The 25,603-nt window shown below is 65.3% G+C and carries 33 protein-coding genes; 18 read left to right on the top strand and 15 right to left on the bottom strand.

Annotated elements, in window-relative coordinates:
* Positions 1–3: 3 nt before the first annotated feature.
* Entirely contained in the window at positions 4–1,128 is a 1,125-nt protein-coding gene (locus tag IB232_RS02280; RefSeq protein ID WP_192396943.1) for a beta-ketoacyl-ACP synthase III, read from the bottom strand.
* A 393-nt stretch (positions 1,129–1,521) separates the two neighbouring features.
* On the opposite strand from IB232_RS02280, the gene IB232_RS02275 reads away from it, so the two are divergent.
* Complete coding sequence (locus tag IB232_RS02275) at positions 1,522–2,160, top strand: LysE family translocator (protein ID WP_192396942.1); 639 nt, start codon at positions 1,522–1,524, stop codon at positions 2,158–2,160.
* A 48-nt stretch (positions 2,161–2,208) separates the two neighbouring features.
* On the opposite strand, the gene IB232_RS02270 is transcribed toward IB232_RS02275, so the two are convergent.
* Complete coding sequence (locus IB232_RS02270; RefSeq protein WP_192396941.1) at positions 2,209–3,174, bottom strand: lipin/Ned1/Smp2 family protein; 966 nt, start codon at positions 3,172–3,174, stop codon at positions 2,209–2,211.
* Positions 3,175–3,418: 244 nt separating this feature from the next.
* On the opposite strand from IB232_RS02270, the gene IB232_RS02265 reads away from it, so the two are divergent.
* Positions 3,419–4,030 carry a LysE family translocator gene (locus IB232_RS02265; protein ID WP_192396940.1) on the top strand — a complete coding sequence of 204 codons (612 nt, stop codon included), beginning with the start codon at positions 3,419–3,421 and terminating at the stop codon, positions 4,028–4,030.
* Here the strand turns inward: IB232_RS02265 and IB232_RS02260 are convergent.
* Genes IB232_RS02260 through IB232_RS02250 form a run of 3 tightly spaced genes read right to left on the bottom strand, consistent with a single transcriptional unit; the run spans position 4,027 to position 5,147 of the window.
* The gene (locus IB232_RS02260) at positions 4,027–4,236 is read right to left on the bottom strand and encodes a hypothetical protein (RefSeq protein ID WP_192396939.1); all 210 of its coding nucleotides are present in this window, start codon (positions 4,234–4,236) and stop codon (positions 4,027–4,029) included. The two genes, IB232_RS02265 and IB232_RS02260, sit on opposite strands and share 4 nt — an antisense overlap.
* Positions 4,237–4,293: 57 nt before the next feature.
* Entirely contained in the window at positions 4,294–4,698 is a 405-nt protein-coding gene (locus IB232_RS02255) for a cupin domain-containing protein (RefSeq protein ID WP_192396938.1), read from the bottom strand.
* A gap of 5 nt (positions 4,699–4,703) precedes the next feature.
* Positions 4,704–5,147, bottom strand: a complete 444-nt coding sequence (locus tag IB232_RS02250) for a carboxymuconolactone decarboxylase family protein (RefSeq protein ID WP_192397259.1) — start codon at positions 5,145–5,147, stop codon at positions 4,704–4,706.
* Between the two features lie 117 nt (positions 5,148–5,264).
* Between IB232_RS02250 and IB232_RS02245 the strand changes: the two genes are divergently transcribed.
* Both IB232_RS02245 and IB232_RS02240 read left to right on the top strand, forming a co-directional pair.
* A complete protein-coding gene (locus tag IB232_RS02245) occupies positions 5,265–6,179 on the top strand; it encodes a LysR family transcriptional regulator (RefSeq protein ID WP_192396937.1) in 915 nt (304 codons plus the stop codon).
* Complete coding sequence (locus tag IB232_RS02240; RefSeq protein ID WP_192396936.1) at positions 6,180–6,968, top strand: substrate-binding periplasmic protein; 789 nt, start codon at positions 6,180–6,182, stop codon at positions 6,966–6,968. It abuts the gene before it with no gap.
* Here the strand turns inward: IB232_RS02240 and IB232_RS02235 are convergent.
* Together IB232_RS02235 and IB232_RS02230 are read right to left on the bottom strand one after the other, a co-directional pair.
* Positions 6,965–7,267 carry a hypothetical protein gene (locus IB232_RS02235; RefSeq protein WP_192396935.1) on the bottom strand — a complete coding sequence of 101 codons (303 nt, stop codon included), beginning with the start codon at positions 7,265–7,267 and terminating at the stop codon, positions 6,965–6,967. The two genes, IB232_RS02240 and IB232_RS02235, sit on opposite strands and share 4 nt — an antisense overlap.
* Positions 7,268–7,324: 57 nt before the next feature.
* Positions 7,325–7,765 carry a 3-isopropylmalate dehydratase gene (locus tag IB232_RS02230; protein ID WP_192396934.1) on the bottom strand — a complete coding sequence of 147 codons (441 nt, stop codon included), beginning with the start codon at positions 7,763–7,765 and terminating at the stop codon, positions 7,325–7,327.
* Positions 7,766–7,912: 147 nt separating this feature from the next.
* Here IB232_RS02230 and IB232_RS02225 point away from each other — a divergent pair, with 147 nt between their 5' ends.
* Entirely contained in the window at positions 7,913–8,272 is a 360-nt protein-coding gene (locus IB232_RS02225; protein WP_192396933.1) for a hypothetical protein, read from the top strand.
* 59 nt (positions 8,273–8,331) lie between these two features.
* Here the strand turns inward: IB232_RS02225 and IB232_RS02220 are convergent, their stop codons facing one another.
* On the bottom strand, positions 8,332–9,270 hold the full coding sequence (locus IB232_RS02220; RefSeq protein WP_192396932.1) for a helix-turn-helix domain-containing protein: 939 nt from the start codon (positions 9,268–9,270) through the stop codon (positions 8,332–8,334).
* 131 nt (positions 9,271–9,401) lie between these two features.
* Here IB232_RS02220 and IB232_RS02215 point away from each other — a divergent pair, with 131 nt between their 5' ends.
* On the top strand, positions 9,402–10,028 hold the full coding sequence (locus IB232_RS02215; RefSeq protein WP_192396931.1) for a cysteine hydrolase family protein: 627 nt from the start codon (positions 9,402–9,404) through the stop codon (positions 10,026–10,028).
* A 115-nt stretch (positions 10,029–10,143) separates the two neighbouring features.
* Entirely contained in the window at positions 10,144–11,166 is a 1,023-nt protein-coding gene (locus tag IB232_RS02210; protein WP_192396930.1) for a hypothetical protein, read from the top strand.
* A gap of 131 nt (positions 11,167–11,297) precedes the next feature.
* Here IB232_RS02210 and IB232_RS02205 read toward each other — a convergent pair whose 3' ends face one another.
* A complete protein-coding gene (locus IB232_RS02205) occupies positions 11,298–11,735 on the bottom strand; it encodes an HIT family protein (RefSeq protein WP_192396929.1) in 438 nt (145 codons plus the stop codon).
* Positions 11,736–11,859: 124 nt separating this feature from the next.
* Here IB232_RS02205 and IB232_RS02200 point away from each other — a divergent pair, with 124 nt between their 5' ends.
* The 4 genes from IB232_RS02200 (at position 11,860) to IB232_RS02185 (ending at position 15,686) form a co-directional block, all read left to right on the top strand.
* Positions 11,860–12,564, top strand: a complete 705-nt coding sequence (locus tag IB232_RS02200; RefSeq protein WP_192396928.1) for a glutathione S-transferase N-terminal domain-containing protein — start codon at positions 11,860–11,862, stop codon at positions 12,562–12,564.
* A 93-nt stretch (positions 12,565–12,657) separates the two neighbouring features.
* Positions 12,658–13,506: a tetratricopeptide repeat protein gene (locus IB232_RS02195; protein WP_192396927.1), complete on the top strand. Its 849-nt coding sequence runs from the start codon at positions 12,658–12,660 to the stop codon at positions 13,504–13,506.
* An 85-nt stretch (positions 13,507–13,591) separates the two neighbouring features.
* Complete coding sequence (locus tag IB232_RS02190) at positions 13,592–14,146, top strand: hypothetical protein (RefSeq protein ID WP_192396926.1); 555 nt, start codon at positions 13,592–13,594, stop codon at positions 14,144–14,146.
* Between the two features lie 97 nt (positions 14,147–14,243).
* Positions 14,244–15,686 carry a SulP family inorganic anion transporter gene (locus IB232_RS02185; RefSeq protein WP_192396925.1) on the top strand — a complete coding sequence of 481 codons (1,443 nt, stop codon included), beginning with the start codon at positions 14,244–14,246 and terminating at the stop codon, positions 15,684–15,686.
* A gap of 15 nt (positions 15,687–15,701) precedes the next feature.
* Here IB232_RS02185 and IB232_RS02180 read toward each other — a convergent pair whose 3' ends face one another.
* On the bottom strand, positions 15,702–15,881 hold the full coding sequence (locus tag IB232_RS02180; RefSeq protein ID WP_192396924.1) for a hypothetical protein: 180 nt from the start codon (positions 15,879–15,881) through the stop codon (positions 15,702–15,704).
* 275 nt (positions 15,882–16,156) lie between these two features.
* Here IB232_RS02180 and IB232_RS02175 point away from each other — a divergent pair, with 275 nt between their 5' ends.
* Positions 16,157–16,366 (top strand): cold-shock protein, encoded by a 210-nt coding sequence (locus IB232_RS02175; RefSeq protein WP_192396923.1) that lies wholly within the window; start codon positions 16,157–16,159, stop codon positions 16,364–16,366.
* 75 nt (positions 16,367–16,441) lie between these two features.
* Entirely contained in the window at positions 16,442–16,705 is a 264-nt protein-coding gene (locus IB232_RS02170) for a DUF5334 family protein (protein ID WP_192396922.1), read from the top strand.
* Between the two features lie 66 nt (positions 16,706–16,771).
* Here the strand turns inward: IB232_RS02170 and IB232_RS02165 are convergent, their stop codons facing one another.
* From IB232_RS02165 to IB232_RS02155, 3 genes are all read right to left on the bottom strand, one after another.
* Positions 16,772–17,434, bottom strand: a complete 663-nt coding sequence (locus IB232_RS02165) for a TIGR04211 family SH3 domain-containing protein (protein WP_192396921.1) — start codon at positions 17,432–17,434, stop codon at positions 16,772–16,774.
* Between the two features lie 224 nt (positions 17,435–17,658).
* On the bottom strand, positions 17,659–18,402 hold the full coding sequence (locus tag IB232_RS02160; RefSeq protein ID WP_192396920.1) for an SDR family NAD(P)-dependent oxidoreductase: 744 nt from the start codon (positions 18,400–18,402) through the stop codon (positions 17,659–17,661).
* Positions 18,403–18,467: 65 nt separating this feature from the next.
* Positions 18,468–18,815 (bottom strand): hypothetical protein, encoded by a 348-nt coding sequence (locus IB232_RS02155; protein ID WP_192396919.1) that lies wholly within the window; start codon positions 18,813–18,815, stop codon positions 18,468–18,470.
* 228 nt (positions 18,816–19,043) lie between these two features.
* Between IB232_RS02155 and IB232_RS02150 the strand changes: the two genes are divergently transcribed.
* From IB232_RS02150 to IB232_RS02130, 5 genes are all read left to right on the top strand, one after another.
* Entirely contained in the window at positions 19,044–20,231 is a 1,188-nt protein-coding gene (locus IB232_RS02150; protein ID WP_225592077.1) for a DUF3800 domain-containing protein, read from the top strand.
* A gap of 823 nt (positions 20,232–21,054) precedes the next feature.
* On the top strand, positions 21,055–21,270 hold the full coding sequence (locus IB232_RS02145) for a VF530 family DNA-binding protein (protein ID WP_192396918.1): 216 nt from the start codon (positions 21,055–21,057) through the stop codon (positions 21,268–21,270).
* Positions 21,271–21,360: 90 nt separating this feature from the next.
* Entirely contained in the window at positions 21,361–22,248 is an 888-nt protein-coding gene (locus tag IB232_RS02140) for an alpha/beta fold hydrolase (RefSeq protein ID WP_192396917.1), read from the top strand.
* 81 nt (positions 22,249–22,329) lie between these two features.
* A complete protein-coding gene (locus tag IB232_RS02135) occupies positions 22,330–23,166 on the top strand; it encodes an AraC family transcriptional regulator (protein ID WP_192396916.1) in 837 nt (278 codons plus the stop codon).
* A gap of 92 nt (positions 23,167–23,258) precedes the next feature.
* Positions 23,259–23,852 (top strand): LysE family translocator, encoded by a 594-nt coding sequence (locus IB232_RS02130; RefSeq protein ID WP_192396915.1) that lies wholly within the window; start codon positions 23,259–23,261, stop codon positions 23,850–23,852.
* Here IB232_RS02130 and IB232_RS02125 read toward each other — a convergent pair.
* Together IB232_RS02125 and IB232_RS02120 are read right to left on the bottom strand one after the other, a co-directional pair.
* Positions 23,849–24,376, bottom strand: coding sequence for a DUF3087 domain-containing protein (locus IB232_RS02125; protein WP_192396914.1), 528 nt, complete (start codon positions 24,374–24,376; stop codon positions 23,849–23,851). The genes IB232_RS02130 and IB232_RS02125 overlap by 4 nt on opposite strands.
* A gap of 92 nt (positions 24,377–24,468) precedes the next feature.
* A complete protein-coding gene (locus tag IB232_RS02120; protein ID WP_318652219.1) occupies positions 24,469–25,566 on the bottom strand; it encodes a GGDEF domain-containing protein in 1,098 nt (365 codons plus the stop codon).
* Positions 25,567–25,603 lie beyond the last annotated feature (37 nt).

Here is a 25,603-nt window from a genome sequence, read left to right as displayed (position 1 = left end):
CGATCAGCCTTTCTTGCGCAGGATCACGCTGCCGATCGAATACCCGGCGCCGAACGAGCTGAGCACGCCCAGGCTGCCGATCGGCAGGTCGTCCTGATGCTTGTGGAAGGCGATCACCGAGCCGGCGGAGCTGGTGTTGGCGTAGGTATCGAGGATCACCGGCGCCTCGTGCGCTTCGGCATCGCGGCCGAGCAGCTTGCGGGCGATCAGCAGGTTCATGTTGAGGTTGGCCTGGTGCAGCCAGAAGCGCTTCACGTCGCTGACGTTCAGCTGGTTCTCCTCCAGATGCGCACCGATCAGCTCGGCCACCATCGGGCAGACGTCCTTGAACACCTTGCGGCCTTCCTGGACGAACAGCTTGTCCTTGGCGCCGATGCCCTCTTCCGCCGCGCGGTTGAGGAAGCCGAAGTTGTTGCGGATGTTGTTGGAGAACTGGGTCAGCAGCTTGGTGCCGACGATGTCCCACTGGTGCTTGGAGGTGGCCTGGTCGGCACGCTCGATGATCACCGCGGTGGCGCCATCGCCGAAGATGAAGTGGCTGTCACGGTCGCGGAAGTTCAGGTGGCCGGTGCAGATCTCTGGGTTGACCATCAGCACCGCGCGCGCCTGGCCAGTGGCGATGGCGTTGTTGGCGGCCTGGATGCCGAAGGTGGCCGAGGAGCAGGCCACGTTCATGTCGTAGCCCCAGCCGTCGATGCCGAGGGCAGCCTGCACTTCGATGGCCACCGCCGGGTAGGCGCGTTCCAGGTTGGAGCAGGCGACGATCACACCGTCGATATCGGCGACGGTCCTGCCGGCACGCTCGAGTGCTTCCTTGGCAGCGGCCACGGACATCTCGCAGAGGATGCCCCACTCCTCGTTGCTGCGCTGCGGCAGGCGCGGGGTCATGCGCTGCGGATCAAGGATGCCGGCCTTGTCCATCACGTAGCGGCTCTTGATGCCGGAAGCCTTCTCGATGAAGGCGCTGTTGGATTCGGTCAGCGCCTCGATCTCACCGCGCTCGATGGCGGCGGCGTTGTCGGCATTGAACTGCTGGACGTAAGCGTTGAAGGAGGCCACCAGCTCTTCGTTGGAGATGCTGTTGGCGGGGGTGTACAGGCCAGTGCCACTGATTACGGCTTTGTGCACGGGACATTCCTCTTCTTCTGTGGCCGCCCGGAGCGGCTGGCTTGTCGGTTGCGCCACGGCGGCGCGAATTCGGTGAGGCTGCTGTTCGGGGCCAGGCAATGGCACAGCTCTGCAAAGTGCGGAGTTTGCCATAGCCGGGGCCTGTGGCGCTGCCATCGCGACACGGCACCAGACTGGCGGTGCGGCGTCGCGCGTTAAGTGGAGATGCTCGATAAGGCCGGCAAGGCACAGGGTAATTGCGGCGATTTTCGGCAAAAGCAGCAGCATTGTGTCGGTCTTGGCAAAAGCCTGACGCCAGGCGCGGCGGCAGACGTATTCCTGGCGCCATCCCGCTTTGACCGGGCGCTCAGGAACGGCGCAGAATCCTCACTTCCCACGGCATAGGAACCCGCCATGTTCGGCACCCACGATCTGCTGCTGTTCGTCATCTCTGGCCTGTTGCTGAACATGGCCCCCGGTCCCGACTCGCTGCTGATCATGGCGCGCAGCGCCACCCAGGGCTGGCGCGCCGGCTCGGCGGCGGCGCTGGGCATCGGTGCTGGCACTTGCGTGCACATAGTGGCCGCTGCGCTGGGCATGTCCGCCGTGCTGGCCACCTCGGCCACCGCGTTCATGGTGGTCAAACTGATCGGCGCCGCCTACCTGCTGTACATCGGCATCAGCATGCTGCTGGCGAAACGCAAGGAGGCTGCCGAACCGACTGCCATCGAGCTGCCCGCCCTGCCCTATGGACGCATCTTCGCCCAGGGCTTCCTGACCAACGTGCTCAACCCCAAGGTGGCGCTGTTCTTCCTCGCCTTCGTGCCGCAGTTCATCAGCCCGGACGCCGAGCACAAGGCCCTGGCGTTCATCCTGCTGGGCGTCATCTTCAACATCAACGGCATGCTCTGGTGCCACTTCCTGGCCCTGTCCACCGCCTTCGCCCAGCAACGTCTGCAGGTGGGCCGGCGTGTCGGCCTGTGGCTGGAGCGCTGCACAGGCGGATTGTTCGCCGCGCTGGGCATAAAGCTGGCGCTGGCCGATCGGGTTTGATCCGGCGGCAATGAAGAAGGGGGCCAAGCGGCCCCCTTCTTTTTTGACTCAGTTGCAGTTGGCCGGCGGGGTCGCCGCCACCACGGTGCTGTAGTGGTAGCTGTAGTCGCCGCCGACCGACTGGGTGTCGCTGGTCCCGGCGTACTGGCCGATGATCCAGGTCTCCGCCTTGGGAATGCCGCCGTCGGCATAGGCGGCAATGTCGGTGGTGGCGTTGCCGTAGGCACGCACGATGTTCAGGCCGACCTGTTCGCGCAGGTACTTCACGTAGTTGGTCTTGTGCGCCTGGGTATCCGGCGGAATCGGGCCATCGCCGTAGGGGTTGGAGCGGTAGTGCCACTGCGGGATGCCCTGGTAGTCGAACCACTGGCGCGCATCCTTGGTCACCCAGTACGGCCGGGCGGTGAGGAACACCAGTTGGTAGCCCTTGTCGCGGTAGGCCTGCACCGTCTGCGGGGCGTAGTAGTAGGCCTGCGCGGTCTTCAGCCCGACGTAGTCGGCGTAGGCCTCGAAGTCGTTGATGGTCAGGGTGCCGTCGATGTCGAACAGCACGGCCGGGCGACTCGGGTCGACCACGCTGAGGTAGCCATCGACCTGACTGAGGTCGCCCTCGACCACGAAGCGCACGCGGTACTCGCCAACCGGGCGGGAGCCGACCGCCACGTTGATCTTGCCGTCGCTGTCGGTGGTATGGCGGCCCAGGTAGCTCCAGCCACTCATGCCGGTGCCGTACAGGTAGGCGTGCACGTACTCGCCTTCCAGGTCCTTGTGCAGCACGGCGTCGTAGTCGAACTTGGCGGTGACGGTGGCGGCCTGGCCGCTGCGTACCATCTGGTCGTGGACCATGTGCCAGGGCTTGTACAGGCCGGCCAGTACCTGGCTGCCGAAATTGCGGAAGTTCTTCTTCGCCGGCTTGGTGAAACTCGGCGGGTTGGCCGGGCTTTGGAAGTCCGGGCACTGGGCGCTGACCTGGGCACTGACGGCCAGCAGGGTGAGGGCTGCAAGAGCTCGCATCGCTACATTTCCTTATGGTTCGTTATTGTTATGGCGCTACCCCGGAACGGGGCGCGCTTGAAGTTAAGCAGCGATTGTTAACTGCACATGAACACCGGCCACGCCGTATCGCCCGACCATCCGCGCCACACCGCGGCAACGGCTCTGGCATGCGGGTGGCAGCACGAGGCGACTTGCTCGGCTTGTGACCGGCATCACTGATCGGTTAGCGTCTGGATCGTCCCCACCAGCTCCGGCGACCACCATGGCCCTGCATACCTGGCTGATCTACCTCACCGCCGTCTTCGGCCTGTCGCTGACACCCGGCCCCAACGGTCTGCTCGCCCTCACCCATGGCGCGCTCTACGGCCACCGCCGCGCCCTGTGGACGGTCACCGGCGGCATGCTCGGCTTCGTACTGCTGATGGCGCTGTCGATGTTCGGCCTGGCCGCCCTGCTCAAGGCCTCGGTGCATGCCCTGCTGGTGCTCAAGTGGCTGGGCGCCGCCTACCTGATCTGGCTCGGCATCCAGCTGTGGCGCGCGCCGCCGCTGCACCTCACGCCGCTCGAGTCAGCCGTGCCGCGCCCCGGTATCCAGCTGTTCCGCCAGGGCCTGCTGTCGGCCCTGTCCAATCCCAAGGTGATCCTGTTCTTCGGTGCCTTCCTGCCGCAGTTCCTCGATCCCGCGCGCAGCCTGTGGCTGCAGTTCGCCGTGATGGCGGCGACCTTCGCCCTGGTCGAAGGCGTGGTGGAATACCTGCTGGCACGTACCGCGCAACGCACCCGGCCCTGGCTGGAGCGCGCCGGTCGTGGCTTCAACCGCTGCTGCGGCGGGCTGTTCGCCGCCATGGGCCTGGCCCTACCGCTCACCCGTTAAGCGACGAAATCCAGCCGCCGCAGCCAATTGCTGGCCAGCAGCGCGCCACACAGGCGCGCGCTGTCCCTGGAGTCGTCCAGCCACAGCAGCCAGCGTTCGCCCTGTGCCTCCAGGCGCCACTCGCGCGCCCCGGCCAACGCCTCGATGCGCTGCTGCAAAGTGGTTTCGTCCAGCGACAGGGTTTCAATCAGCACGGCGCGAAACATGGCGGTCTCCTGCGGGGAACGGCGGTCTCCTGCGGGGAACGCCCCGCTCCTGTGACTTCAGTGGGCAACCGGCCGGACCAGTGCAGTCTTGCCGTCGGACAGCAGCCAGGCCACCAGCGTCGCCGATTGCGTGGTGCTGGGGTTGCGGGTGACGCGGTGCAGCTGGCCCGGCGCCTCATACCAGGCGTCGCCGGCCTTGAAGCGCTGCGCCGGCTGGCCATCCAGGGCCGATTCCACCTCGCCGCTGACCACCACCACGAACACCGCGCCCGGATGAGTGTGCGGCCTTGAGGTGGCGCCCGGAGCAAACTCCACCCGCAACGCCTGGGCATGATTACCCGGCGTTGCCGGCAGCTCGGCCGACGCCACCGGGGTTACCGTCTCGTCACCCGCGCCGCCATGGCCCAGCGCGGCGGCACTGGCCAGGGCGGACAGGACGAAGATCACCATCGACCTGCGCATGGCGTTCACTTCGCCGGCTGCATGGCGAAACCGACACCGAAGCGGTTCCACGCATTTATGGTGACAATGGCCAGGGTCAGCTCGGCGATTTCGCTCTCGTCGAACTGCGCCGCCACCTGTTCGTAGACCGCGTCCGAGGGATGGCCCTCGGTCAGCTGGGTCATGGCGTCGGTCCACAGCAGCGCGGCGCGCTCGCGCTCACTGAAGAACGGCGCGTCGTGCCAAGCACCGAGCGCCAACAGGCGGCGGGCCGACTCACCCTGTTTCAGCGCATCGGCGCTGTGCATGTCCAGGCACAGGGCGCAGCCGTTGAGCTGCGAGGCGCGCACCTTGATCAGCTCGCGCAGCGAGCCTTCCAGGGAGAAGGCGGCCTGGGTCTGCTCCAGGGCATAGATGGCCTTGAACACGTGCGGGGCGGTCTGGTGATAGTTGTTGCGCTTGCTGGTCATCATGGCGGCTTCTCCGAAAGAGACCCGATGTCGTACCGGGAATGGTCGCCACTGTATTGCTCGCCCATAACGAGATAAATTGGCCAGCAACGTAAACATTGTGCGGAGAAACGGACAATGGCCTTCGACCGTCTGGAAGCGATGCGCGCCTTCTGCCGCATAGTCGAACTGGGCAGCTTTACCCGCGCCGCCGATGCGCTGGGCCTGGCCAAGACCACGGTATCCGGCCAGGTGGTGGCGCTGGAAACCCAGCTCGGCGTCAAGCTGCTGCACCGCACCACCCGCCGGGTGTCGGCGACCACCGACGGCAGCGCCTACTACGAGCGCGCCCGCGCCGTGCTCGACGACCTCGACGAGCTGGAAACCACCGTCTCGCAAAACCGCGGTCTGGCCCGTGGCCGGGTGCGGGTGGAGATGCCCACCCCTGTCGGGCGCTTCCTGGTCATTCCGGCCCTGCCCGACTTCGTCGCGCGCTACCCACAGATCCGCCTGGACGTGGGCTGCAGCGAGCGGGTCGTCGACCTGGTCCAGGAAGGCGTCGACTGCGCCATCCGCGGCGGCCCGGTGCACGACCCGGATCTGGTGTGCAAACCCATCGGCAGGATGCGTTTCACCGTCTGCGCCTCGGCCAGCTACATGGCCGACAAGCCGCCGCTGAGCCACCCGCGCGACCTCGCCGCGCTGCGCTACCTGGCCTTCGTCTACCCGGCCAGCGGGCGGCAAAAGGTCAACGTGCTGCAGCGTGGTGACGAGCACTTCATCATCGAACAGGAGCCGGTCATGCGCTTCAACAGTGGCGGCGCCTACGTGGCTGCCGCCGAGGCCGGCCTCGGTTTCGTCACGGTGCCCACCGCCGAGGCCGAGCGGCCGCTGGCCGAGGGTCGGCTGGTGGAGCTGCTGCCGGAATGGCAGCTGGAGAGCATGCCCATGAGCCTGGTCTACCCCTACTCGCGGCACCTGTCGGCACGGGTGCGCGCCTTCGTCGACTGGGCCGCCGAGCAGATGGGCAATCATCCACTCTGGCGCCCCTAGATGCGCGCCAACGCCGCTGCGTTTGTGGTTAAGCTGTGCCACCTCCCACGCGCCCCCGGTGACGCCTTGCGCCTGCTGTCCCTCGCCCTGCTGTTGCTGTGCACTGGCGCCTTCGCCACGGAACGACCGCTGCGTTTCTCCGTGATCGAGAGCTGGGGCATGCCGATGATGTGCTACGAACAGGGCCGGGCCGCCGGCGGCATTCTTTACGACCTGCAGATGCGCCTGGCGCAGAAGGTTGGCCGGCGCGCCGAGCTGATGGTCATGCCTCGCCTGCGTGTGCAGCAGATGCTGGTGCGCGGCGAGATCGACGTACGCTGCTACGTCAACCCGGCCTGGCTGCAGGAATCCCACCACCAGTACATCTGGAGCCTGCCGTTCATGGTCCAGCGCGACCTGATCGTGGCGCGCGCCGACGAGCCGGCGCTGCCGGAACGGCACAACGGCGAGCGGGTCGGCACCGTGCTGGGCTTCCGCTATCCGCGCCTGGAGCCGCTGTTCGCCAACGGCCAGCTACGCCGCGACGACGCACGTACCCAGGAACTGGTGTTGGAAAAGCTGGAAGCCAAACGCTACCGCTACGCCGTCAGCAACCAGATGACTCTGGACTGGTACAACAGCCGCCAGCCCGTGCCGCGCAAGCTGAAAAAACTCGACGAAGTGGCCAGCGACCTGGTCGCCTGCATCGTCCGCGACGAGCCGGACGTGCCCACCCAGCAGCTACTGCGCGCCATGGTGCAGATGAAACAGGACGGCGAGTTCGACGCCATCCTCGCGCGCTATCGCTAGCCCTGCCCGCCCAGCTGCTCCAGGCACTGCTGCGACACCTGCTGCAGGCGCTTGACCAGCGGTTCCGGCAGTTCAGCCTTTTCCAGTGCGGCGATCTCGCTGGCGGAGAAGTCGCGGTCGATGCTGGAAACCGTGCACTTGCAGTACTGCTGCGCGCGGTCCTTGCCCAGGGGTTGGCCGGCGCTGTTCACGCAGCTCTGCTGGAAGGTGTCGCGCACTCCGGGCGGCCAGTCCTTGGCCAGCGCCGGCAGGCTGGCCAGCAGCAACGTGGCGAGAGCAACTCGCTGGAAGCGATCCATGGGTATTCCCTCGCTAGGCGGAAGAAAGCGGCCGCGTCAGACGCGGCCGTTCGCAAATCACTGCAGTCCTGGCGGATTGGCGTCGGGGCGGATGTCGAAGCCGCCACGGTTCTCGCTGACCACCTGGAAGTACTGGGTGCTGCCCGGCGCGACCTTCACCGCCAGTTCCTTGTGCAGGCGGCCCATGCCGCACAGGGTGTCGTCCATCTTGTCGATGGTCAGGCCCAGCACGCGGGTGCCGGCCGGCACGTTGAAGCTGGCCACCTCGGCCATGCCGATACGCGCGGCTACCTTGCGGTCCACCTCGATGGCCACGTAGCAGCCGCCGCCCATCAGGCCCATGTCGCGATTGACGATCAGCCGACCACCGTTCTGGTGCTCCTCCTGGAAGGCCAGCAGGCGGTCGCTCGGCACCGGGGTGATGTTCTCGGGATCGGGGCGGAACGACGAACAACCAGCCAGCAAAACCAGGGGTAGAACGGCGAAGAACTGGCGCATGGAAGCCCTCCTTGGGCGTCGTGGGATCGGGCCAGTATTGGCGCTTAGGCGCCGCGGCTCAAGAGGCCATGTGCCTGTCGGCGAAAATCCTGAACCTCGCGCACAGCGCCGCCCTCTACAACTCAGTAACCCCGAGAGGAGAGCGACATGAACCGATTGCTGATTGGCGGCCTCGCCGCCTGTCTTCCGCTGCTGGCCATGGCCGACGGCGAGCTGACGGAGCACCTTAATGGCCTGCAGGTGGAAACCGCCACCAGCCCGCTGACCGCCCAGGACAACACCGGTACCGGCCCGGTCACCGGCAACGCCACCCTGGTGCTCAAGCTGACCAACCATGAAACCCAGGCGGTTGATTGTGAGGTCGACCCCGGCCCCACCGCCGCCGATCCCCAGGTGCAACGGGTCAGCCTGGAACCTGGTGAAAGCGCCACCTTGCGCGTGGATGCCCGCGCCGCCGGCGCCACCAGCGACGGCAAGCTGACCTGCACCCCGGCCGGCGCCTCCTGATGCTTTCACTCACGCCAGGCCCCTCCCCTGGGCCTGGCTTCTTTTTGCCTGCGGACCAACTAGCCGCGAAACGTCTGCCGCCAGGCGCTGGGCGACACGCCGAAGGCACGCCCGAAGTGATGGCGTAGCGACACCGGCGAGCCAAAGCCGGCCAGGCCGGAAATGGCCTCCACGCTCTGCTCGCTGCTCTCCAGCAGGCGCTGGGTCAGGGCCAGGCGCTCGGCCAGCAGCCAGTCGCCCACCGTCATGCCGGTGAGCTGGCGGAAGTGCCGGGTGAAAGTGCGCCGGCTCATCAGCGCGCGCTCCGCCAGGCTGTCCAGGGTATGCGGCAGATCGAGATGGGCGCGGACCCAGTCCAGCAGGCCGGCCAGCCGGTCGTCGCGGGAAGTCGCGGGCAGCGGCTGCTCGATGAACTGCGCCTGGCCACCCTGTCGATGCGGCGGCACCACCAAGCGCCGCGCCACCCGGTTTGCCAGCTCTGCGCCATGCTGCTGGCGCAACAGGTGCAGGCAGCAGTCGATGCCAGCGGCGGTGCCGGCGGAAGTCAGCAGGCCGCTGTCATCCAGATAGAGCACATCGGCATCCACTGTCACCTGCGGGAAGCGAGCAGCAAAGTCGTTGGCCCATGCCCAATGGGTGGTGGCGCGCAGGCCGTCGAGCAGACCCGCCTCGGCCAGCACGTAGGCGCCCAGGCACAGGCCGACCAGCCGCGCGCCGCGCACATGGGCCGCAACCAGTGCGTCCAGCAGGGCCTGCGGCGGTCGCTCGTCCGGGTCATGCCAGCTCGGCACGATGATCGTCTGCGCCCATTGCAGCGCCTCCAGCCCATGCTCGACCTGCAGGGCGAAGCCGGCGGTAGTCGGCAGCGCGCCCGGTGCAGTGGCGCACACGCGCAGCTCGTATAGCTCCACCAGGTCGCCGAACACCAGGCAGGGTACGGACAGGTGGAACGGCGTGATGTGATCGAAGGCGACCACGGCGATGCGATGGGCAGACATGGCGTTGTTCCGAGCCAAAGGTTTGGCCCGATCTTAGCGCAAGCTGGCTTCAGGGCCACTCACGGCGACACGCGCGACGGGCGAACAATCTGCCCATCGACAGCCACCACGCAAAACCAGAGGAACCCACCATGAGCCAGCAACCGAAACGCGCCCTGATCGTCATCGACGTGCAGAACGAATACGTCACCGGCAACCTGCGCATCGAGCACCCGCCCATCGAGCAGTCGATGGCCAACATCGGACGCGCTATGGACGCCGCCACCGCCGCCGGCATCCCGGTCATCGTCATCCAGCACCTGACCCCGGAAGGCGCGCCGATCTTCGCCACCGGCAGCCACAACGCCGAGCTGCACCCGCTGGTAGCGGACCGCCCGCGTGACCACTTCATCCAGAAGCAGATGGCCAGCTCCTTCGCCGGCACAGACCTGGCCGCCTACCTCAAGCAGCACGACATCGACACCATCAGCGTGATCGGCTACATGACCCACAACTGCGACGACTCCACCGTGCGCCAGGCCCACCACGAAGGCTGGAACGTCGAACTGCTGCACGACGCCGCCGGCTCTCCGCCCTACCGCAACGCCATGGGCTCGGCCACCGCCAAGGAAATTCACCGGGCATTCACCGTGGTCATGCACACCGGCTTCGCCACAGTGCTGAGCAGCGATGAATGGCTCAGCGCCCTGCAGACCGATGAAGTGCCGCAGTCGGACAACATCTACCTGTCCAACCAGCGCGCTATCGCCAACCGCTGAGAACAACGACAGCGCCAGAGCGTGGCGTCGGTCATGTCGACGCGCCGGGGGATTGATTAGAATGCCCCGGCACTCGCCCAAGGACAGGCGAGCCCTACCTAGAGAAGGAACTCACATGCTCTTGCACCGGCTATTCCAGGCACTGCTCATCGGCACCCTCAGCATCACCTCCGCTCAGGCTGCCCCAGCTATCCACCCCGCCAGCCAAGGCGTGGTCCTGAAGACTTTCGAACCCACCCAGCAAGGCAGCGACCGATACCGCCTGGACCGAGATCCGCAGGTGCGCAGCGCCGTGGAGAAACTGCTGGGATATGGCACAGCCAGCTACATCAGCGACAACACGCTGGTGCTTGAACAGGTTCTCGAATCTCTCAACTCCTCCATGGACATCGTCACGGCCGAACTGCCCAATGACCGTCGACTGATCGCCTCGGAGAACAAGATGACTGGCGGCTACGAGCGTGCTGCTCTGTTGATCGAGGGTCGCAAACTGGTGGCCATAGGCCTGGTGCACGGCCCTTGCCTGCCGGACGAAGAAACCCAGGAAGTGACCTGCTACTACAAGGAACCGGCAGCCACTCTGACCATCTTCCTGCCGGCCGGTACCTCCCGTGACAGCGTCCAGCCGCTACGCGACTGGGCCGGTCAGCTGCCGCCGCTGCTGGCCAATCTCGCCGAAGTCCGCGGCTCGAAGGACCAAGTGCAACAGATCGCCAAGGTCGAGTATGTCGAGCCGGATACCGATGCGCCCGGCTGGGATAGCAAGGAACTGGCACTACCCGACGTCATGCTGGAGCTACTGCCCAAGCGCGCCAAGCTGAGCACCGCCATGCGTGACGGCGTATACGTGGCACCGGCGCCGATGGCCGGCGACATCTTCGACACTGGTTGGGAGGAGGCCTCTGGTCAGCCTCTGCGCAGCGCCGAAGTAGTGCTGTTCAGCCACGCCAGCTTCGACGACCTATTGGCGCATTACCGTCAGCTGGCCGGCGACAGCGAAATCGTCGACGACGGCCAGGTCGCCCAGTGGAGCGGCGAAAATGCCGCCGGCGTGTTCACCGTCACCCTGGAGGACGAGCAGGAGCGCGGCGTCCGGATCACCCTATCGGTCTGGCCACTGAACACTCCGACCTCCTGACCAACCACGCCATATAGCCCGGATGTAATCCGGGAAGCAGGCAGCTCCGCCCCGGATTGCATCCGGGCTACCCCTCGGAGACTCGCCCAAAGAAAAGCCCGGCCTAGGCCGGGCTTTTCCACATCAGCCGATCAGCCGTTGATGCGCCTCACCAGCCGCGCCTGCAGCGCCTCGAGCTCTTCCGCATCGCCCTGGTTGGTGGCGTGGATGCCGAGCTTGTCGCCCTCGTAGCGCGGCACGATGTGCACGTGGATATGGAACACCGTCTGCCCGGCCGGGGCGCCGTTGAACTGCGCCACTTGCACGCCGGCCGGTTCCAGTTCGTCCACCACCACCTGGGTCAGCTTGCGCACCACGCTCATCACCTTGGCCAGGTTGGCGTCGTCGATCTCCAGCAGGTTGCGCGCCGGCGCGTGCTTGGGGATCACCAGGCAATGGCCGTAGGACTGCGGGAACAGATCGAGGAAGGCCAGCACGTCCTCGTCCTCGTACAGCTTGTAGCAAGGCGCCTCGCCGCGAATGATCTTGGCGAAGATGTTCTGCTCGTCATAGGTTCCGTGCAGGCTCATGGGGTTCTCCGTGGTCGACAAAAAGCAAAGGCGAACCATACCGGCTTCCGGCGAGTCAGGTAAGGATGTCGCCGCTGTCGGTGGCCGGTTATCCTGACCAAGTCGCCAGTTCTCCGGAGTACCCATGCCAGACCTTTCCGCCTTCCTCATCACACGCAAATGGCCCGCCACCCGGCCCGATGTCCTGCAGCTGTACTCGCTGCCCACGCCCAACGGCGTCAAGGTCTCGATCATGCTGGAAGAGACTGGCCTGGCCTACGAGCCGCACCTGGTCAGCTTCGACACCAACGATCAGCTCAGCCCGGAATTCCTCTCGCTCAACCCGAACAACAAGATCCCCGCCATCCTCGACCCCAACGGGCCGAACGGCGAGCCGCTGGCGCTGTTCGAGTCCGGCGCCATCCTCGTCTATCTGGCGGACAAGACCGGCCAGCTCATGCCACAGGACGCCGCCGCGCGCTACCAGTGCCTGCAGTGGCTGATGTTCCAGATGGGCGGTATCGGCCCGATGTTCGGCCAGCTCGGCTTCTTCCACAAATTCGCCGGCAAGGACTACGAGGACAAGCGCCCGCGTGACCGCTACGTGGCCGAATCGGCGCGTCTGCTAGGTGTGCTCGACCAGCACCTGCAGGGCCGCGACTGGATCATGGGCGACGCCTACAGCATCGCCGACATCGCCACCTTCCCCTGGGTGCGCAACCTGATCGGCTTCTACGAGGCCGGCGAGCTGGTGCAGTTCGAGCGCTTCGCCAATGTGCGCCGCGTACTCGACGCCTTCCTCGCCCGCCCGGCGGTGGTACGCGGTCTGAGCATTCCAGGGCGCCGCTGAAGGCCACTGGCCACGGCTTGCCGGGCGACCTGCCCTTGGCTAAGGTCGCCCGCAGGCCGCGTCCCGGCCACCATGTCCACGGAAGGAATCAGCATGCGCCCCGCCCTCGTTCTCGCTTTCACCCTGCTCCCCTGCCTGCACGCCCAGGCCGCCTCGACCGATGCATGTGTGCCAGCACCTGACGTCGACGTAGTCGATATTCATGCCCTGCAAGAGAAGGCCGCCGCGGGCGATGTCTGCGCCAGCCTTACGGTGGCGCGCTTCTCCGACAGCCAGCAGCAGTACATGAACTCGCGCTACTACTACCTGCTGGCGGCCAAGCAGGGCGACCTGAGTTCCGACCAGCGCCTGCTCGAGCTGTACCGCACCACCTCGGAGAACATCGTGCAGCAGGCGATCTACGAGGAGTGGCTGGTGGCCGCCGCCGAGCGCGGCATGGTCGAGGCACAGCTGGAGCTGGGCAGCTACCTGCTGGCCTGGAAGGAAAGCGGCCAGGACCGCATCGGCGCCATGTTCTGGTTCGAAACGGCCGCCAAGCAGGGCAACCTGCAGGCCCAGTACCTGCTCAGCGAGCAATACCGCAGCGATATGGTCGAGAACGTTGACCTGGGCATCGCCAGCGGTGACGAGACCGCCATGCACTACGCCCATGACGACACCAAGTCCGCGAGCTGGCTGTGCAAGGCCGCCCTGGGAGGCCTGCCGCGCGCCCAGTCCGCACTGGCCGAGGCCTACAGCTTCGGCCGTGGACCAATACCGCTGGACCAGGACCAGCGCCGCCTGTGGCTGGAAAAGGCCGCCGCCAATGGCGAAACGGATGCCATCGCCCAGCTCGATGACAGCACCGAGCCCTGGTATACCCGTGCCGAGAACTGGGGCAAGCGCCAGCTGATCACCGACGAGGCCAGCTGCCCGGACGTGGTCCTGGCGGTGGAGCGCTGAGCCCGGTTGGCGAGCGGCAGGTGCGCGCAGGCGCTGCTCCGGGTATCTTCTGCGGCCGTGTAATTGCAGTCAGAACAGCCGATCCATGATTCGCATCGCCCTCCTCTGCGTCGCCGCCCTGTGCACCAGCCCTGCTTTCGCCAAGGTCGAAATCGAAGCCGCCGAACAGAAGAACATCGGCCGCATCCTGATCGCCAAGATCTCCGAAGACATCGCCCCCGGCGACTACGAGGCGCTGTTCAAGGGCCTGCAGGCCCACCCCGGCAAGTTCGCCCGCAAGATCCTCCTGCTCGACAACATCGGCGGCAGCGCCGCCGAGGCCATGCGCATGGGCCGCCTGCTGCGCGAAACCGGCTTCGACACCCTGGTGCCGGCCAAGGGCGTGTGCCAGGGCAGCTGCGTCTACCTGCTGGCCGCCGGCCGCAAGAAGACCGTGCGCGGCTACGTCGGCATCCATCGCCCGCACTTCCCTGCCGGCGAATCCGCCCAAGCGCGCCTCGGTGGCCTGCCTGCCAACCCGGCCGCTTACCTGCGCGACATGGGCGTGGCGCCCAGCCTGGCCGCCGACATGCAGGCTATCGAGCCGCAGCGCATGAAGGTACTCAGCGCCCAGGACCTGGCGCGTTACCGGTTGAATTGATTGGCGGCTGGCCGCCAGCCAGCGCCACCCCGTAACATCCGCCACCCGTTTTCACCGCAGCCCGACCGGCACCGGCCGGTCCGCCCTCAGGTACCGCATGAAAATCGCCCGCTTGCGCGCCGACATCCTGGCCGGCCTCACCTCGTCATTCGCCCTGGTGCCCGAGTGCATCGCCTTCGCCCTGATCGCCCAGCTCAACCCGCTGATGGGCCTGTACGGCGCCTTCATCATCTGCACCATCACCGCCCTGTTCGGCGGCCGGCCGGGGATGATTTCCGGCGCGGCCGGCTCGATGGCGGTGGTGATAGTCGCCCTGGTGGTGCAGCACGGCGTGCAATACCTGCTGGCCACCGTGCTGCTCGGCGGCCTGCTGATGATCCTGTTCGGTGTACTGCGCATGGGCAAGCTGGTGCGCATGGTGCCGCACCCGGTGATGCTCGGCTTCGTCAACGGCCTGGCCATCGTCATCGCCCTGTCGCAGCTGGAGCATTTCCACGAAGGCGAAGGCTGGCTCAAGGGCGCGGCGCTGTACTGGATGCTCGGCCTGGTGGCCCTGACCATGGCCATCGTCTACCTGCTGCCGAAGCTGACCCGCGCGGTGCCGCCGGCGCTGGTGGCGATCCTCGGCGTCGGCCTGCTGGTCTACCTGCTCGGCCTGCCCACCCGCACCCTCGGCGACATGGCGCACATCGCCGGCGGCCTGCCGCAGCTCGCCCTGCCGGACATTCCCTGGAACCTGGAAACCCTGCGCATCATCGCGCCCTACGCCACGTTGATGGCCCTGGTCGGCCTGCTGGAAACCCTGCTCACCCTCAACCTCACCGACGAAATCACCCAGAGCCGCGGCCACACCAACCGCGAGTGCGTGGCCCTGGGCGCGGCCAACATCGTCTCCGGCGCGTTCGGCGGCATGGGCGGCTGCGCGATGATCGGGCAGACCGTGATCAACCTCAGCTCTGGCGGCCGTGGCCGCCTGTCCGGCGTGGTCAGCGGGGTGATGATCCTGCTGTTCGTGCTGTTCCTCTCGCCGCTGATCGAGCTGATCCCGCTGGCCGCGCTGGTCGGGGTGATGTTCGTGGTGTCGCAGCAGACCTTCGCCTGGGGCTCGCTACGCGTGCTCGGTAAGGTGCCGGCCAACGATGTGCTGGTGATCGTCGCCGTCACCGTCATCACCGTGTTCACCGACCTGGCCACCGCCGTGCTCTGCGGCATCGTCATCGCCGCGCTGAACTTCGCCTGGCACCACGCCCGCGAGCTGTATGTGGACAGCGACGCCCAGCCCGACGGCAGCAAGCTCTACCGCGCCCACGGCACGCTGTTCTTCGCGTCCACCACGCCCTTCCTCAACCTGTTCGACGTGGCGCAGGACCCGGACCAGGTGACGCTGGACTGCCGCCACCTGAGCTTCGTCGACTACTCCGCCATCGCCGCGCTGCACACCCTGCGCGAGCGCTACGCCAAGGCCGGTAAGCACCTGCGCGTGGTGCACCTGTCCGAGCGCTGCAAGCAGCTGCTCAAGCGCGCCGGCGCCGCTGACTGAGTCCGCTGGCGCAAGCTAGCCCTTGGCGGCCGGCTTCTTGGCAGCGGCCTTCGACGACCAGTGGGTCTTCTTGTGATCGAGCGGGATGCCCGAGGTGCCGATGGCAACCTGGGTGATCTCGCCGCCAGTGGTGAGGAATGCCTCGACCTGCGCATCGAGTGCAGCCCGCAGATGATCGTTGGCGGGGTCATTCATGTCGGAGCTCCTTGCGCGGATGAGCACCCACTATACAAACTTCTCCCGCCTTGCCAGCCTAAAACGACCGGCTGTCCCTAATTACCTTCCGATTCCAGATAGAACTGGTCAATCAATCCAAAGCCTGTATGCTGCGCCCACTGCCTGCCCTGTTTAGCGGCACCGTCTTGATGTTCTGTCTCTGATTTCCATCTCCTCGGCTACCCCCCTTCACTTTGCATTCAGTCGACCAGGACCCTCTTCTGGTTGATCCCTTATCCCTGGAGATTTACATCATGGCAAACCGTGAAACCGGCATCGTCAAATGGTTCAACGCCGAGAAAGGCTTTGGCTTCATCACCCCCCAATCCGGCGCGGACCTCTTCGTCCATTACCGCCAGATCGAAGGCAACGGCTTCAAGTCGCTCGATGAAGGCCAGCAAGTTTCCTTCGTCGCAGCCCAAGGCCAGAAAGGCCCACAAGCCGAACAGGTCCAGGTCGTCTAACGACTTGCCTGCGAAAGAGCCCCGCCCATGCGGGGCTTTTTTATGGACAACCACTACCCGAGCGAGAGTGATGCCATGCGTGCAGTCCTGTTATTCGCCCTGCTGCTGAGCGGTCCGGCCATGGCCTGGGACGGTCATGATCAGCAGAGCAAGACCAATGTCGACATCGACCGCGGGACGATGATCAAGAGCGGCGAGACCATCAGGTTCTACGACTACGCCGCAGGGGAATACCGCAACGCCCGCATCGTCACGGTGAGCTTCCGTGAGGGCCTGATGGATATCGAGGTGCACGACGAGACCTCCGGCCAGCCACGCACTCTGGTCATGCAGCGCTGACCTGTGCAGGCATGCTTGCGCGGCCGCATCCTTGCGGCACTCTGCAGCCGGTGAGGCGCTAGCGTCCTAAACCCAGCCGTCGTTGCGCTTGCGCCGCACGCGCAGCACGGTCGGCAGCAGCAACCCGGCCAGCAGGCCGGCGCCGGCGATGCTGCCGCCATAAACCATGTAGCGCATCAGCACCTGCTTGTTCTCGCCGCCCAGCTGCGCCTGAGCCTCGCGCAGTTCCGCCTGGGCCTGGTTCAACTGGCTGTCCAGATCGCTGCGGGTGGCCTGCAGCTCATCGATCAACTTCTTGCGCGAATCCAGCGTCTCCTGCATGCCCTGCACACGGGTGTTCCAGGTGTCGTCGATGCCCTTCAGCTCGGCGCTCAGGTCGGCCACCTTCTGCTCCAGCTGCGGCAGGCGCTCGGCCTGGCCGGGCACGCTCTGCAGGTCGCGGGTGGGAATCCATACGCTGTCGCCGTTATCGCTGCGCACCTGGCTGTAGTCGCCCTGGCTGCGCAGCAGCTCGACCTTCTGCCCGGAGGCGAGCGAGCCGACGATGCGGTAGCCGTCGGTGGGGCCGCTGCGCACGTAGGTGCTCAGGTTGTCGCTGACCCAGCGCGAATTCTGCGCGCCCTCCTCGGCCTGCGCGCCCGCGGCGTATAAGGTGCCCAGCAAACAGCTGCCGAGCACGCGGGGTTGGAAGAAAGAGGCAATCACGGAACGCAGACGGGACAAGAGCATGGGCAATCTTCACCAGACAGGGAAACGGAGCCCGCAAGCGGGCACGACCACGTCGACCACCGCGAAGACGCAAACGGACCGACGGGTGACAGACCGCGTGCGTCCACCCGAGTTCGCCAACCCCCGGTCGGTTCGGACGAGCTGCCACCGCGCCGAACAGACGCCCGACGCTCCTGCGCCCATGCCGGCAGGAGCGTCAACGCGCCGTGCAGCAGCCCCGTTCCTCAGCGCAGCGTGTAGCCCTTGTCCACCACCCAGTCCTGGCCGTACACCCCACGCGCCCCGTGGGACAGCTGGAACAACACCACCTCGGCCACCGCCTCGGAACTGAGGAACTCGCCGTCCACCAGCCGCGCGCTCACTTCGCTGGCCACACCCGCCAGCGCCTCGTCCGGCAGACCCAGGCTGTTCCAGATCGGCGTAGCGGTCGGCCCCGGCGACACCAGATTCAGGCGCAGGCCCTCACTCGCATGCTCCAGCGCCAGGCTGCGCACCAGGCTGGACAGCGCCGCCTTGGTGGCGATGTACGCACCCAGGCCGACAAAGCCCAGGTGGCGCAGGAAGGTGCTGATGAACACCACCGATGCCGGCCGTGCCAGCTGCGCCTTCAGCGCATAGAAGGTATTCACCGCGCCGGCGCCGTTGATGCGCCACTGCTCGTCGAACGCCTGTAGGTCGCTGCCTGGCGCCAGCCTGGCGATGCCCGCGTTAGGCACCAGGTAATCCACCGTACCCAGCTCGGCCGCGCGCTCGGCCAGGGCCTGCAGCGACGCCTCGCGGGTCACATCGCCCTCGAACCAGAACAGCCGCTCGGGATACTGCGCCAACAGCGGCTGGAGCCCACCCAGGCTGCGCGACATCGCCAGCACCCGCGCGCCGCGTTGCAGCAGTTGCTCGCACACGGCCAGGCCGATACCGGAACTGGCGCCGGTCACCACCGCCAGGCGTTGCTCGAATTGATTGTTCATGACTACCTCGAAACAGGAAAAGGAAGGCCGCGCCCCGGACCAGGCCCGGAGCGGCAACACAGCGATCAATGGGGATAGAGCCGGCCCTGGCGCAGGTCCACGCGCTGACCACGCTCGAAGCGCTGATGCGGCGAGCGCACCCAGCGCTCCTCGCCCTCGTCGTCACGCACGATGTAGGCGGTACCGGTCTGGCCACTGGCGCGCTGCACCTGCGCCCCACCCCAGCCACCTACCGCCGCACCGACCACGGCCCCAACCGGGCCACCGGCCGCGGCACCCACCATCAACCCGGTCAGCCCACCGAAACCGGTGCCGACCGAGTTCTCCTCCTGTTCCGCCACCACCTCGGCGGCCTGAACGGATTGCACGGCCAGCAGGCCGACACTGAAAGCAAGCAAGGCAAAGCGATTCATCTGAGTTCTCCGTTATGTAGGCGTTGCGCCTGGAGCTACTCAGCTTTCGTGCCAGATATTTTTCTCTTTATTTACAATTAGTTGAAAACAATGAAGGTCGTTAAGACAACGAAATTCTGATGTCGATTGAACAACGATTAATGTCCGAATGACAGCGATCGGTACTCAATGCTCTTACTGCCCCTATTGGCTAGCGCCTAAATTACGCGCCAGCAGCGATGTGGCCTGATGGGTATTGACGGCCAAGCCCACACACTCAATGCTGGCATATCGACACACTCAGCTATCGAAGGGACTCATATGAATGACTTTGTAGTTACGCCAATGGAAGATGAAGAAACGGAGCAGGAAACACTCGTCGCATTAGATAAAAAGAACCGGGACAAAGAAGCCGAAAAGATACGAGTTCTTTCCGCGATTGCTAGCAACAGCCCAACCCGAGTAACAGACAGGGTGGCATGGATTCTCAACCACTACCCCCAAGCTCGCGACTCAGACGTGAAGTGCCAGATCATTTACTGGAAAACTTTTCAGACAGACTTATACAGTGGCGGAGATATCTCATTCGAGAATTATCCGAAACTGCAAAGACTACACTCAATCGCGCGCGCTCGAGCAGTTGTTCAGAATGTTCTGGGACTATTTATTGCCTCGCCAGAGGTAAGGAAATTCAGAGGAAAATTGGAGGAAGAAGAGAAGCAGCGCGCTCTTGAAGTAAGGCCATCGCATCCTGTTTATTGCATATACGCTGACGAGAGTGGCAAGACAGGGAAATATCTTTTGGTAGGAAGCCTGTGGGTATTGCGCAGTTACGAAACCATGAAGATTACTGCTGCTATCAATCAGAAAAAAGCAGAAATTGGTTTTAAAGGTGAAATGCATTTCAAAGAAATCAACAAAGGAAATCTTGAAGCTTATGAGGAACTCCTCGGAGCTATAATTCAAAATTCCTCATCTATTTCGTTCAAGGGCCTCGCGGTTCTGCGAAGCGGTCTATATAACGTCGACGACACGCTTAACAAGCTTTTCTATCACATGGTCATTCAGGGAATCTCAGAAGAAAACAAATCTGGACGCGCCGTCCTACCTCGAAATTTGCAATTCAGGAAGGATGCAGAGGAGGAATCGAAAGACAAGCTTGCACTTATGGAAATCGAACTGCAGTTGAAAAACGCTGCCAGCAACCTTTTTCAAGGAAATGTATACATTGACGTAGTCGAAGCCGAGGACTCTAGCATCTCCCCTCTAATGCAAATTTCCGATCTATTTGTGAGTTCGATTTCTCGAATTCTGAATAAAGAAGAAGGCAAGGAAGGTCCAAAGGATATTTTTGCTCAAAAATTCTTGAAAGCTTTTGGGGTTGATACCAGCACAGACAATTTGGACGAATTAAGTGACTGCGTACGCTTCTCCTAACTATCTGGAGTAGTAGGGGTAGACCACGTTTCGTGCCCAGACAAAATATCTAAACCGCAACACTTTCCTTGGCTGAAACTACAGGTTTCGCCTTGCACGGCGAGTCACTTTCTCTTTGCACGCGCAAAGAGAAAGTAACCAAAGAGAAAACGCGCCCGGCATCCGGGTCTGGCCTACGGCCAGACTTCCCTCGCTCCGGTGCCGCTCCGGGGGCCGGCTTACAAGGGCCATCCATGGCCCTTTAAGCCTCTCGCCGCATCCATGCGGCTCGTCCCCCTGCGCAGCACCTCCACTCGGCCTCCTGACGGGGTTCGGACTCCGAGTTGCTTGGTAGTTCTTCCGCCTCTTGCGGACTCACTTTCGTAGGGTGGTCTCGCCGCAGGCAGCCCACCACACCGGAACGGTGTGCTGCCCTTCGGGCGAGTAACACCCTACAAAAGCAATATCGCCCCCGCAGGCAACTCCCTGCCCCCTTCAGGAGGCCGAACGGAATCGTTGTGTAAGGGGTTGAGCGGCATGGATGCCGCGAGAGCCGCGATGGGCCAGGGATGGCCCTTCGCGGCGGGCCCCTGGAACAACGATGGAGTGAGGGAAGTCGAGCGCAGCGAGACCCGGATGGCGGGGGCAAGACCTTTTGGTTCCTTTTGGGGCGACTGCCAAAAGGGACACGCCCAGCAGGGCGGAACTGAAGCATCAAGCAACGCGAGAATCAGCAGCGGCACGAAACAAAAGCCCCTCTCCCCTACGCGGGCCGCCCCTCCCCTCTCCCGTAAACGGTAGAGGGGAGTTAAAGTGCCCGCCCCTGATCCACCGAGCTGCCTCGATGAGCAACGACCCCCTCCACGGCCTTCCCCTGAAAGCCATCGTCCAGGCCCTGGTCGACAAACACGGCTGGGATCGCCTCGGCCAGCTCATCGCCATCCGCTGCTTCACCCACGACCCCAGCGTCGACTCCAGCCTCAAGTTCCTGCGCAAAACGCCCTGGGCGCGGGAGAAGGTCGAAGCGCTGTATATCCGGGACATCGCCAACAAACGCTGAGCCGCGCCGTCGCGACCATCCGGCGGGCGACCCAATCGGCGAGCGCGAGGCGCTGTCATAACGGGACCAGCAACCCTTCGGGGAGGTCCCATGCAACCGCCCGCTCACGTTCGCCACCAGTACCTGAATCTCGACGGCGTCGAGGTGTTCTACCGCGAAGCCGGCCCGCAGGAAGCGCCGGTGCTGCTCCTGCCCCACGGCTATCCCTGCTCCTCCTACGAATTCCGCAACCTGCTGCCGCTGCTGGCCGATCGCTGGCGGCTGGTCGCCCCGGACTTTCCCGGCTGCGGCTATTCGGGCACGCCCTTCGAGTTCAGCTACGACTTCGACGGCTACGCCGACTTCCTCGCGCGCTTCACCAACCGCCTGGGCATCGAGCGCTTCGCCCTGTACCTGCACGACTTCGGCTCGCAGATCGGCCTGCGCCTGGCGATCAGCCGGCCGCAGCGCATCACCGCGCTGATCGTGCAGAACGGCGATATCTACGAGGACCAGCTGGGGCCGAAGTACGCTGCGCTCAAGCAGTTCTTCGCCAACCCCAGCGACGAGACGCAACGCACCCTGGCCGAGTCGGTGAGCCTGGAGGGCTTTCGCGACGAGTTCCTCAATGATGTGGAGCCGCACGTGGCGGCCCGCATCCCGCCCGACCTCTGGCAGCTGCACTGGGCGCTGATGACGCCGCGCCGCCAGCAGATCGCCCTGCAGCTGATCACCGGGCTGAGGGAGAACCTGGCCTGGTTCCCGCACTACCAGGTGTACCTGCGCCAGCACCAGCCGCCGACGCTGATCCTCTGGGGCCCGCGCGACGGCTTCATGCCCGCGGGCGCGGCGCGCGCCTACCTGCGCGACCTGCCGGACGCCGAGCTGCACCTGTTCGAGGACGGCGGCCACTGGCTGCTGGAAACCCACCTGCAGGAGGCGGCGGCGCTGATGCGCGACTTTCTCGAACGGGTGCATGGCCAGGCGCAGCTGCCCTGAGCCACGCACAAATCTTCTAAACGCCACGGGGTGAACGCGCTAAGGTGGCCACTGGCCCCATCACGCTTGCCGGTACGCCCCGTGGACACACGCAACTGGATCGACCTCGCTCAGGATGCCGACACCGGCATCGAGTCGATCCGCGCCCATTTCGAGGGCCACGCCTATGACCCGCACTGGCACGACAGTTACCTGGTGGGCGTTACCGAACAGGGCGTGCAGCAGTTCAACTGCCGCCGCGAGAAGCACCTGAGCACTCCGGGCAAGGTGATTCTGCTGGAGCCGGGCGAGATCCACGACGGCCACGCGCCGACCGCGGAAGGCTTCACCTATTCGATGCTGTACATCGACCCGCAGTGGCTGGAACGCGAGCTGCACGCGCTGTTCGAGCATGCGCCGGCGAACAGCACGCCGAGCTTCGCCAATATCCTCAACAACGACGCCCCTATGGCCGGCGCCATCTTCCGCGCCTTCCACACGCTGCACGAGGGCGACCTGCGCATCGTGCGGCAGACCGCCATCGACGACCTGCTCGGCAGCATGACCAGCCGCCTGCAGTGGCGCAAACGGCACAACCCGGACCCGCGCCTGCCGCTGGTGGCGCAGCGCGCCCGCGACTATCTGCACGCCAACTTCGACCGGGACATCGGCCTGGACGACACGGCGGCCGCCTGCGGGGTGGATCGCTTCCGCCTCAGCCGCGCGTTCAAGAGCGCCTTCGGCATCGCCCCGCACGCCTACCTGATCCAGCTGCGCTTGGCCAAGGCGCGCCAGCGGCTGGCCCGTGGTGACACGCCGGCCGATGTGGCCAGCGCCCTGGGCTTCGCCGACCAGAGCCACCTGGGCCGCTGGTTCCGCCGCGCCTATCAACTGACGCCCGCCGACTACCGTCGCCGCTGCACAAAGCTTCCAGACTGACGCGCCGCCACGCCGCAGCATGAGCCTCCCTGACACGGAGAATTCATGCCATGCGTACCCATCATTCTCGCCACGCGCGGAGGGGCTGAGCCATGCAGTCCCTGCTGCCCTTCCTGCTGTTCGCCTTCGCTTCCACCATCACGCCGGGGCCGACCAATATCCTGGCGCTCAGCCACGGCGCGCGCTTCGGCGTGCGCGCCACCTTGCCGCTGGTGCTAGGCGCCTGCCTGGCGGCGGCGCTGATCGTGCTGCTGGTGGGCTTGGGCCTTGGCGAGGCGCTGCTGCGCTACCCGCGCGTGCAACTGGCGATGAGCTGGCTCGGCGCACTGTGGCTGAGCTGGCTGGCCTGGCAGCTGTGGCGCAGCGCGGCCGCGCCGCTGAACACCCAGGACGCACGCGAACTCGGCCCGCTGGGCGCAGCGGCGCTGCAGCTGGTGAATCCCAAGGTGTGGATGATGGCCGTCGCGGTGGTCAGCGTGTTCGCCGCCGGCAGCGCGGACAAGGCCCTGCGCGTGCTGCAGCTGTCGCTGATCTTCCTGCTGCTGGCCATTCCGAGCATGACCGCCTGGGCCCTGCTCGGCGCCGGCAGCGCCCGCCTGCTGCAGTCACCACAGCGGATGAAGCGCTTCAACCAGATGCTGGCGCTGCTGCTGTTCGCCTCGACCTGGCTGGCGTTGCTGGTTTAGGGCTTGAACGTCTTTACCGCTTCCAGCCAGGCCGGATCGAGGCGCTTCTGCTCCACGTCCAGGCCGCGCTGCTCCATCAGCGCGCGGTGCGCGTCGATCTCGCGGACCATGTGGCTGAGGTCGGCGCTGTTGCCGTCCAGCTGGTGCATCTGGGTCACGCCCAGGTGGTAGAAGCGCAGCAGCTGCATGGCGCTGGCATCGCCCGCGGCCACGCCAGCCTTGACGTGGTGCATGACGTTGGTGACGCGCATCAGGCTGCGCTTGAGGCCCCAGCCGTAGGCGGCGGCCGCCATGAACGGGCGGTGCCACAACTGCAGGCGCACCACGCCGATGGTCAGGCCCATGCCGCACAGCACGCCGAGCAGGTTCCACTTGAAGTTGTCGCCGGGCGGGCCGCCGAACAGCTGGGTGCTGGCGGTGGCACAGAGCATGGCCAGCACCAGGAAGATGGCGATCACCACGAAGGTGCTGCGGCGGGTCTGCTGGCGGTAGAGCTCGGGGCTCATGGGCTGGATTTCGAACATGGCTGATCCGGGTGGATGCGAGGGGGCGCCAACATGCCCTATCACTTGCGTGCCGTCGAGCCCCAGGATGATGACAAGCCTTGTCGGCCGTTTCAGAGCACTTCTATGCGGTCCCGGCCATTGGCCTTGGCCCGGTACAGCGCGCGGTCGGCGCGGTCGAGCATGCTCTGCGGGTTTTCGTCGCCGAGGTAGTGGGTGATGCCGAAGCTGGCGGTCTTGCGCAGCACGGTGTCGAAGTCGAACTGGCGGATGCGCGCCTGCAGGGTGAGCGCGGCGGTCTGGGCCTGCTGGGCGTCGATCTCCGGCAGGATGACGAGGAACTCCTCGCCGCCCAGGCGACCGACCTTGTCGACGCTGCGCACGTTGTCGCGCAGGAGGATGGCGAACTGGCGCAGCACGCTGTCGCCCACGGCGTGGCCGTGGTGGTCGTTGACGTGCTTGAAGTGGTCGATGTCCAGCAGGATCACCGAGAACGGCGTGCCGTAGCGCTGGGCGCGGGCGATTTCCTCGGCGAACAGCTGGTCGATGCGCGAGCGGTTCCACAGCCCGGTGAGACCGTCGACGGTGGCGCTGAGGGCCAGCCGGCCCTGGTGCAGGAACATGGTCTTGTGCGCCTTCTCCAGCACGAAGGCGCAGAGCACGCCGAAGGAGAAGGATGCCAGCACCCAGATCAGGTGCAGGCGCTGCACGCCCGGCTGTAGGGCGTCGCCCAGGGTGACGAAGAGCAGCAGCACGACCGAGGCGCCGGCCGTCTGCAGGGCCTGGCGCAGGGTCAGGCCGGAGACGGTGAAGGTCCACATCAGGTTGAGGTAGATCTCCGGCACGAAGTAGGCGAAGTCCGCCTTGCCGTAGTTGAAAGTCAGGTTGGTGGCCACCGCGCCGACCGGCGCCACGAACAGCAGTATCAGCATCCAGCGCTGCCCGGCCTCGTGGTAGCTGAGCAGGCCGACGGCGAGTAGTGCCAGGGGCACCGCCACGCCATGCGCCAGCAGGCGCAGGCCGAGGTGATCGGTGGCCACGTTCTGCTCGATGGCCGCGTAGATCAGGTACAGCACCATGGTCAGGAAGGCGACGTAGCGGATCTGCGGCAGCTTGGCCTGCTGGTACCAGTGGGCGAACTCCCGGCGCGTCGCCTCGGGCAAGCCGTGCAACGGGTCCAGTGACTGCGTCAGCCTATCGATCACCCTCACCGCCAGCTCCTGTGCAATGGCCGCCCCAAGCGGGCGG

The sequence above is a fragment of the Pseudomonas sp. PDM15 genome (genome assembly GCF_014851565.1).
Classification (GTDB): Bacteria; Pseudomonadota; Gammaproteobacteria; order Pseudomonadales; family Pseudomonadaceae; genus Aquipseudomonas.
The sequence above is the reverse complement of the archived record's forward strand: the minus strand, read 5'-3'. Positions and strand labels throughout refer to the sequence as shown.

Coding starts and splice junctions, on each gene's coding strand:
- IB232_RS02275 (WP_192396942.1), top strand. CDS start 1,522: ATGTTCGGCACCCACGATCTGCTGCTGTTCGTCATCTCTGGCCTGTTG.
- IB232_RS02270 (WP_192396941.1), bottom strand. CDS start 3,174: ATGCGAGCTCTTGCAGCCCTCACCCTGCTGGCCGTCAGTGCCCAGGTC.
- IB232_RS02265 (WP_192396940.1), top strand. CDS start 3,419: ATGGCCCTGCATACCTGGCTGATCTACCTCACCGCCGTCTTCGGCCTG.
- IB232_RS02260 (WP_192396939.1), bottom strand. CDS start 4,236: ATGTTTCGCGCCGTGCTGATTGAAACCCTGTCGCTGGACGAAACCACT.
- IB232_RS02255 (WP_192396938.1), bottom strand. CDS start 4,698: ATGCGCAGGTCGATGGTGATCTTCGTCCTGTCCGCCCTGGCCAGTGCC.
- IB232_RS02250 (WP_192397259.1), bottom strand. CDS start 5,147: ATGACCAGCAAGCGCAACAACTATCACCAGACCGCCCCGCACGTGTTC.
- IB232_RS02245 (WP_192396937.1), top strand. CDS start 5,265: ATGGCCTTCGACCGTCTGGAAGCGATGCGCGCCTTCTGCCGCATAGTC.
- IB232_RS02240 (WP_192396936.1), top strand. CDS start 6,180: ATGCGCGCCAACGCCGCTGCGTTTGTGGTTAAGCTGTGCCACCTCCCA.
- IB232_RS02235 (WP_192396935.1), bottom strand. CDS start 7,267: ATGGATCGCTTCCAGCGAGTTGCTCTCGCCACGTTGCTGCTGGCCAGC.
- IB232_RS02230 (WP_192396934.1), bottom strand. CDS start 7,765: ATGCGCCAGTTCTTCGCCGTTCTACCCCTGGTTTTGCTGGCTGGTTGT.
- IB232_RS02225 (WP_192396933.1), top strand. CDS start 7,913: ATGAACCGATTGCTGATTGGCGGCCTCGCCGCCTGTCTTCCGCTGCTG.
- IB232_RS02220 (WP_192396932.1), bottom strand. CDS start 9,270: ATGTCTGCCCATCGCATCGCCGTGGTCGCCTTCGATCACATCACGCCG.
- IB232_RS02215 (WP_192396931.1), top strand. CDS start 9,402: ATGAGCCAGCAACCGAAACGCGCCCTGATCGTCATCGACGTGCAGAAC.
- IB232_RS02210 (WP_192396930.1), top strand. CDS start 10,144: ATGCTCTTGCACCGGCTATTCCAGGCACTGCTCATCGGCACCCTCAGC.
- IB232_RS02205 (WP_192396929.1), bottom strand. CDS start 11,735: ATGAGCCTGCACGGAACCTATGACGAGCAGAACATCTTCGCCAAGATC.
- IB232_RS02200 (WP_192396928.1), top strand. CDS start 11,860: ATGCCAGACCTTTCCGCCTTCCTCATCACACGCAAATGGCCCGCCACC.
- IB232_RS02195 (WP_192396927.1), top strand. CDS start 12,658: ATGCGCCCCGCCCTCGTTCTCGCTTTCACCCTGCTCCCCTGCCTGCAC.
- IB232_RS02190 (WP_192396926.1), top strand. CDS start 13,592: ATGATTCGCATCGCCCTCCTCTGCGTCGCCGCCCTGTGCACCAGCCCT.
- IB232_RS02185 (WP_192396925.1), top strand. CDS start 14,244: ATGAAAATCGCCCGCTTGCGCGCCGACATCCTGGCCGGCCTCACCTCG.
- IB232_RS02180 (WP_192396924.1), bottom strand. CDS start 15,881: ATGAATGACCCCGCCAACGATCATCTGCGGGCTGCACTCGATGCGCAG.
- IB232_RS02175 (WP_192396923.1), top strand. CDS start 16,157: ATGGCAAACCGTGAAACCGGCATCGTCAAATGGTTCAACGCCGAGAAA.
- IB232_RS02170 (WP_192396922.1), top strand. CDS start 16,442: ATGCGTGCAGTCCTGTTATTCGCCCTGCTGCTGAGCGGTCCGGCCATG.
- IB232_RS02165 (WP_192396921.1), bottom strand. CDS start 17,434: ATGCTCTTGTCCCGTCTGCGTTCCGTGATTGCCTCTTTCTTCCAACCC.
- IB232_RS02160 (WP_192396920.1), bottom strand. CDS start 18,402: ATGAACAATCAATTCGAGCAACGCCTGGCGGTGGTGACCGGCGCCAGT.
- IB232_RS02155 (WP_192396919.1), bottom strand. CDS start 18,815: ATGAATCGCTTTGCCTTGCTTGCTTTCAGTGTCGGCCTGCTGGCCGTG.
- IB232_RS02150 (WP_225592077.1), top strand. CDS start 19,044: ATGGGTATTGACGGCCAAGCCCACACACTCAATGCTGGCATATCGACA.
- IB232_RS02145 (WP_192396918.1), top strand. CDS start 21,055: ATGAGCAACGACCCCCTCCACGGCCTTCCCCTGAAAGCCATCGTCCAG.
- IB232_RS02140 (WP_192396917.1), top strand. CDS start 21,361: ATGCAACCGCCCGCTCACGTTCGCCACCAGTACCTGAATCTCGACGGC.
- IB232_RS02130 (WP_192396915.1), top strand. CDS start 23,259: ATGCAGTCCCTGCTGCCCTTCCTGCTGTTCGCCTTCGCTTCCACCATC.
- IB232_RS02125 (WP_192396914.1), bottom strand. CDS start 24,376: ATGTTCGAAATCCAGCCCATGAGCCCCGAGCTCTACCGCCAGCAGACC.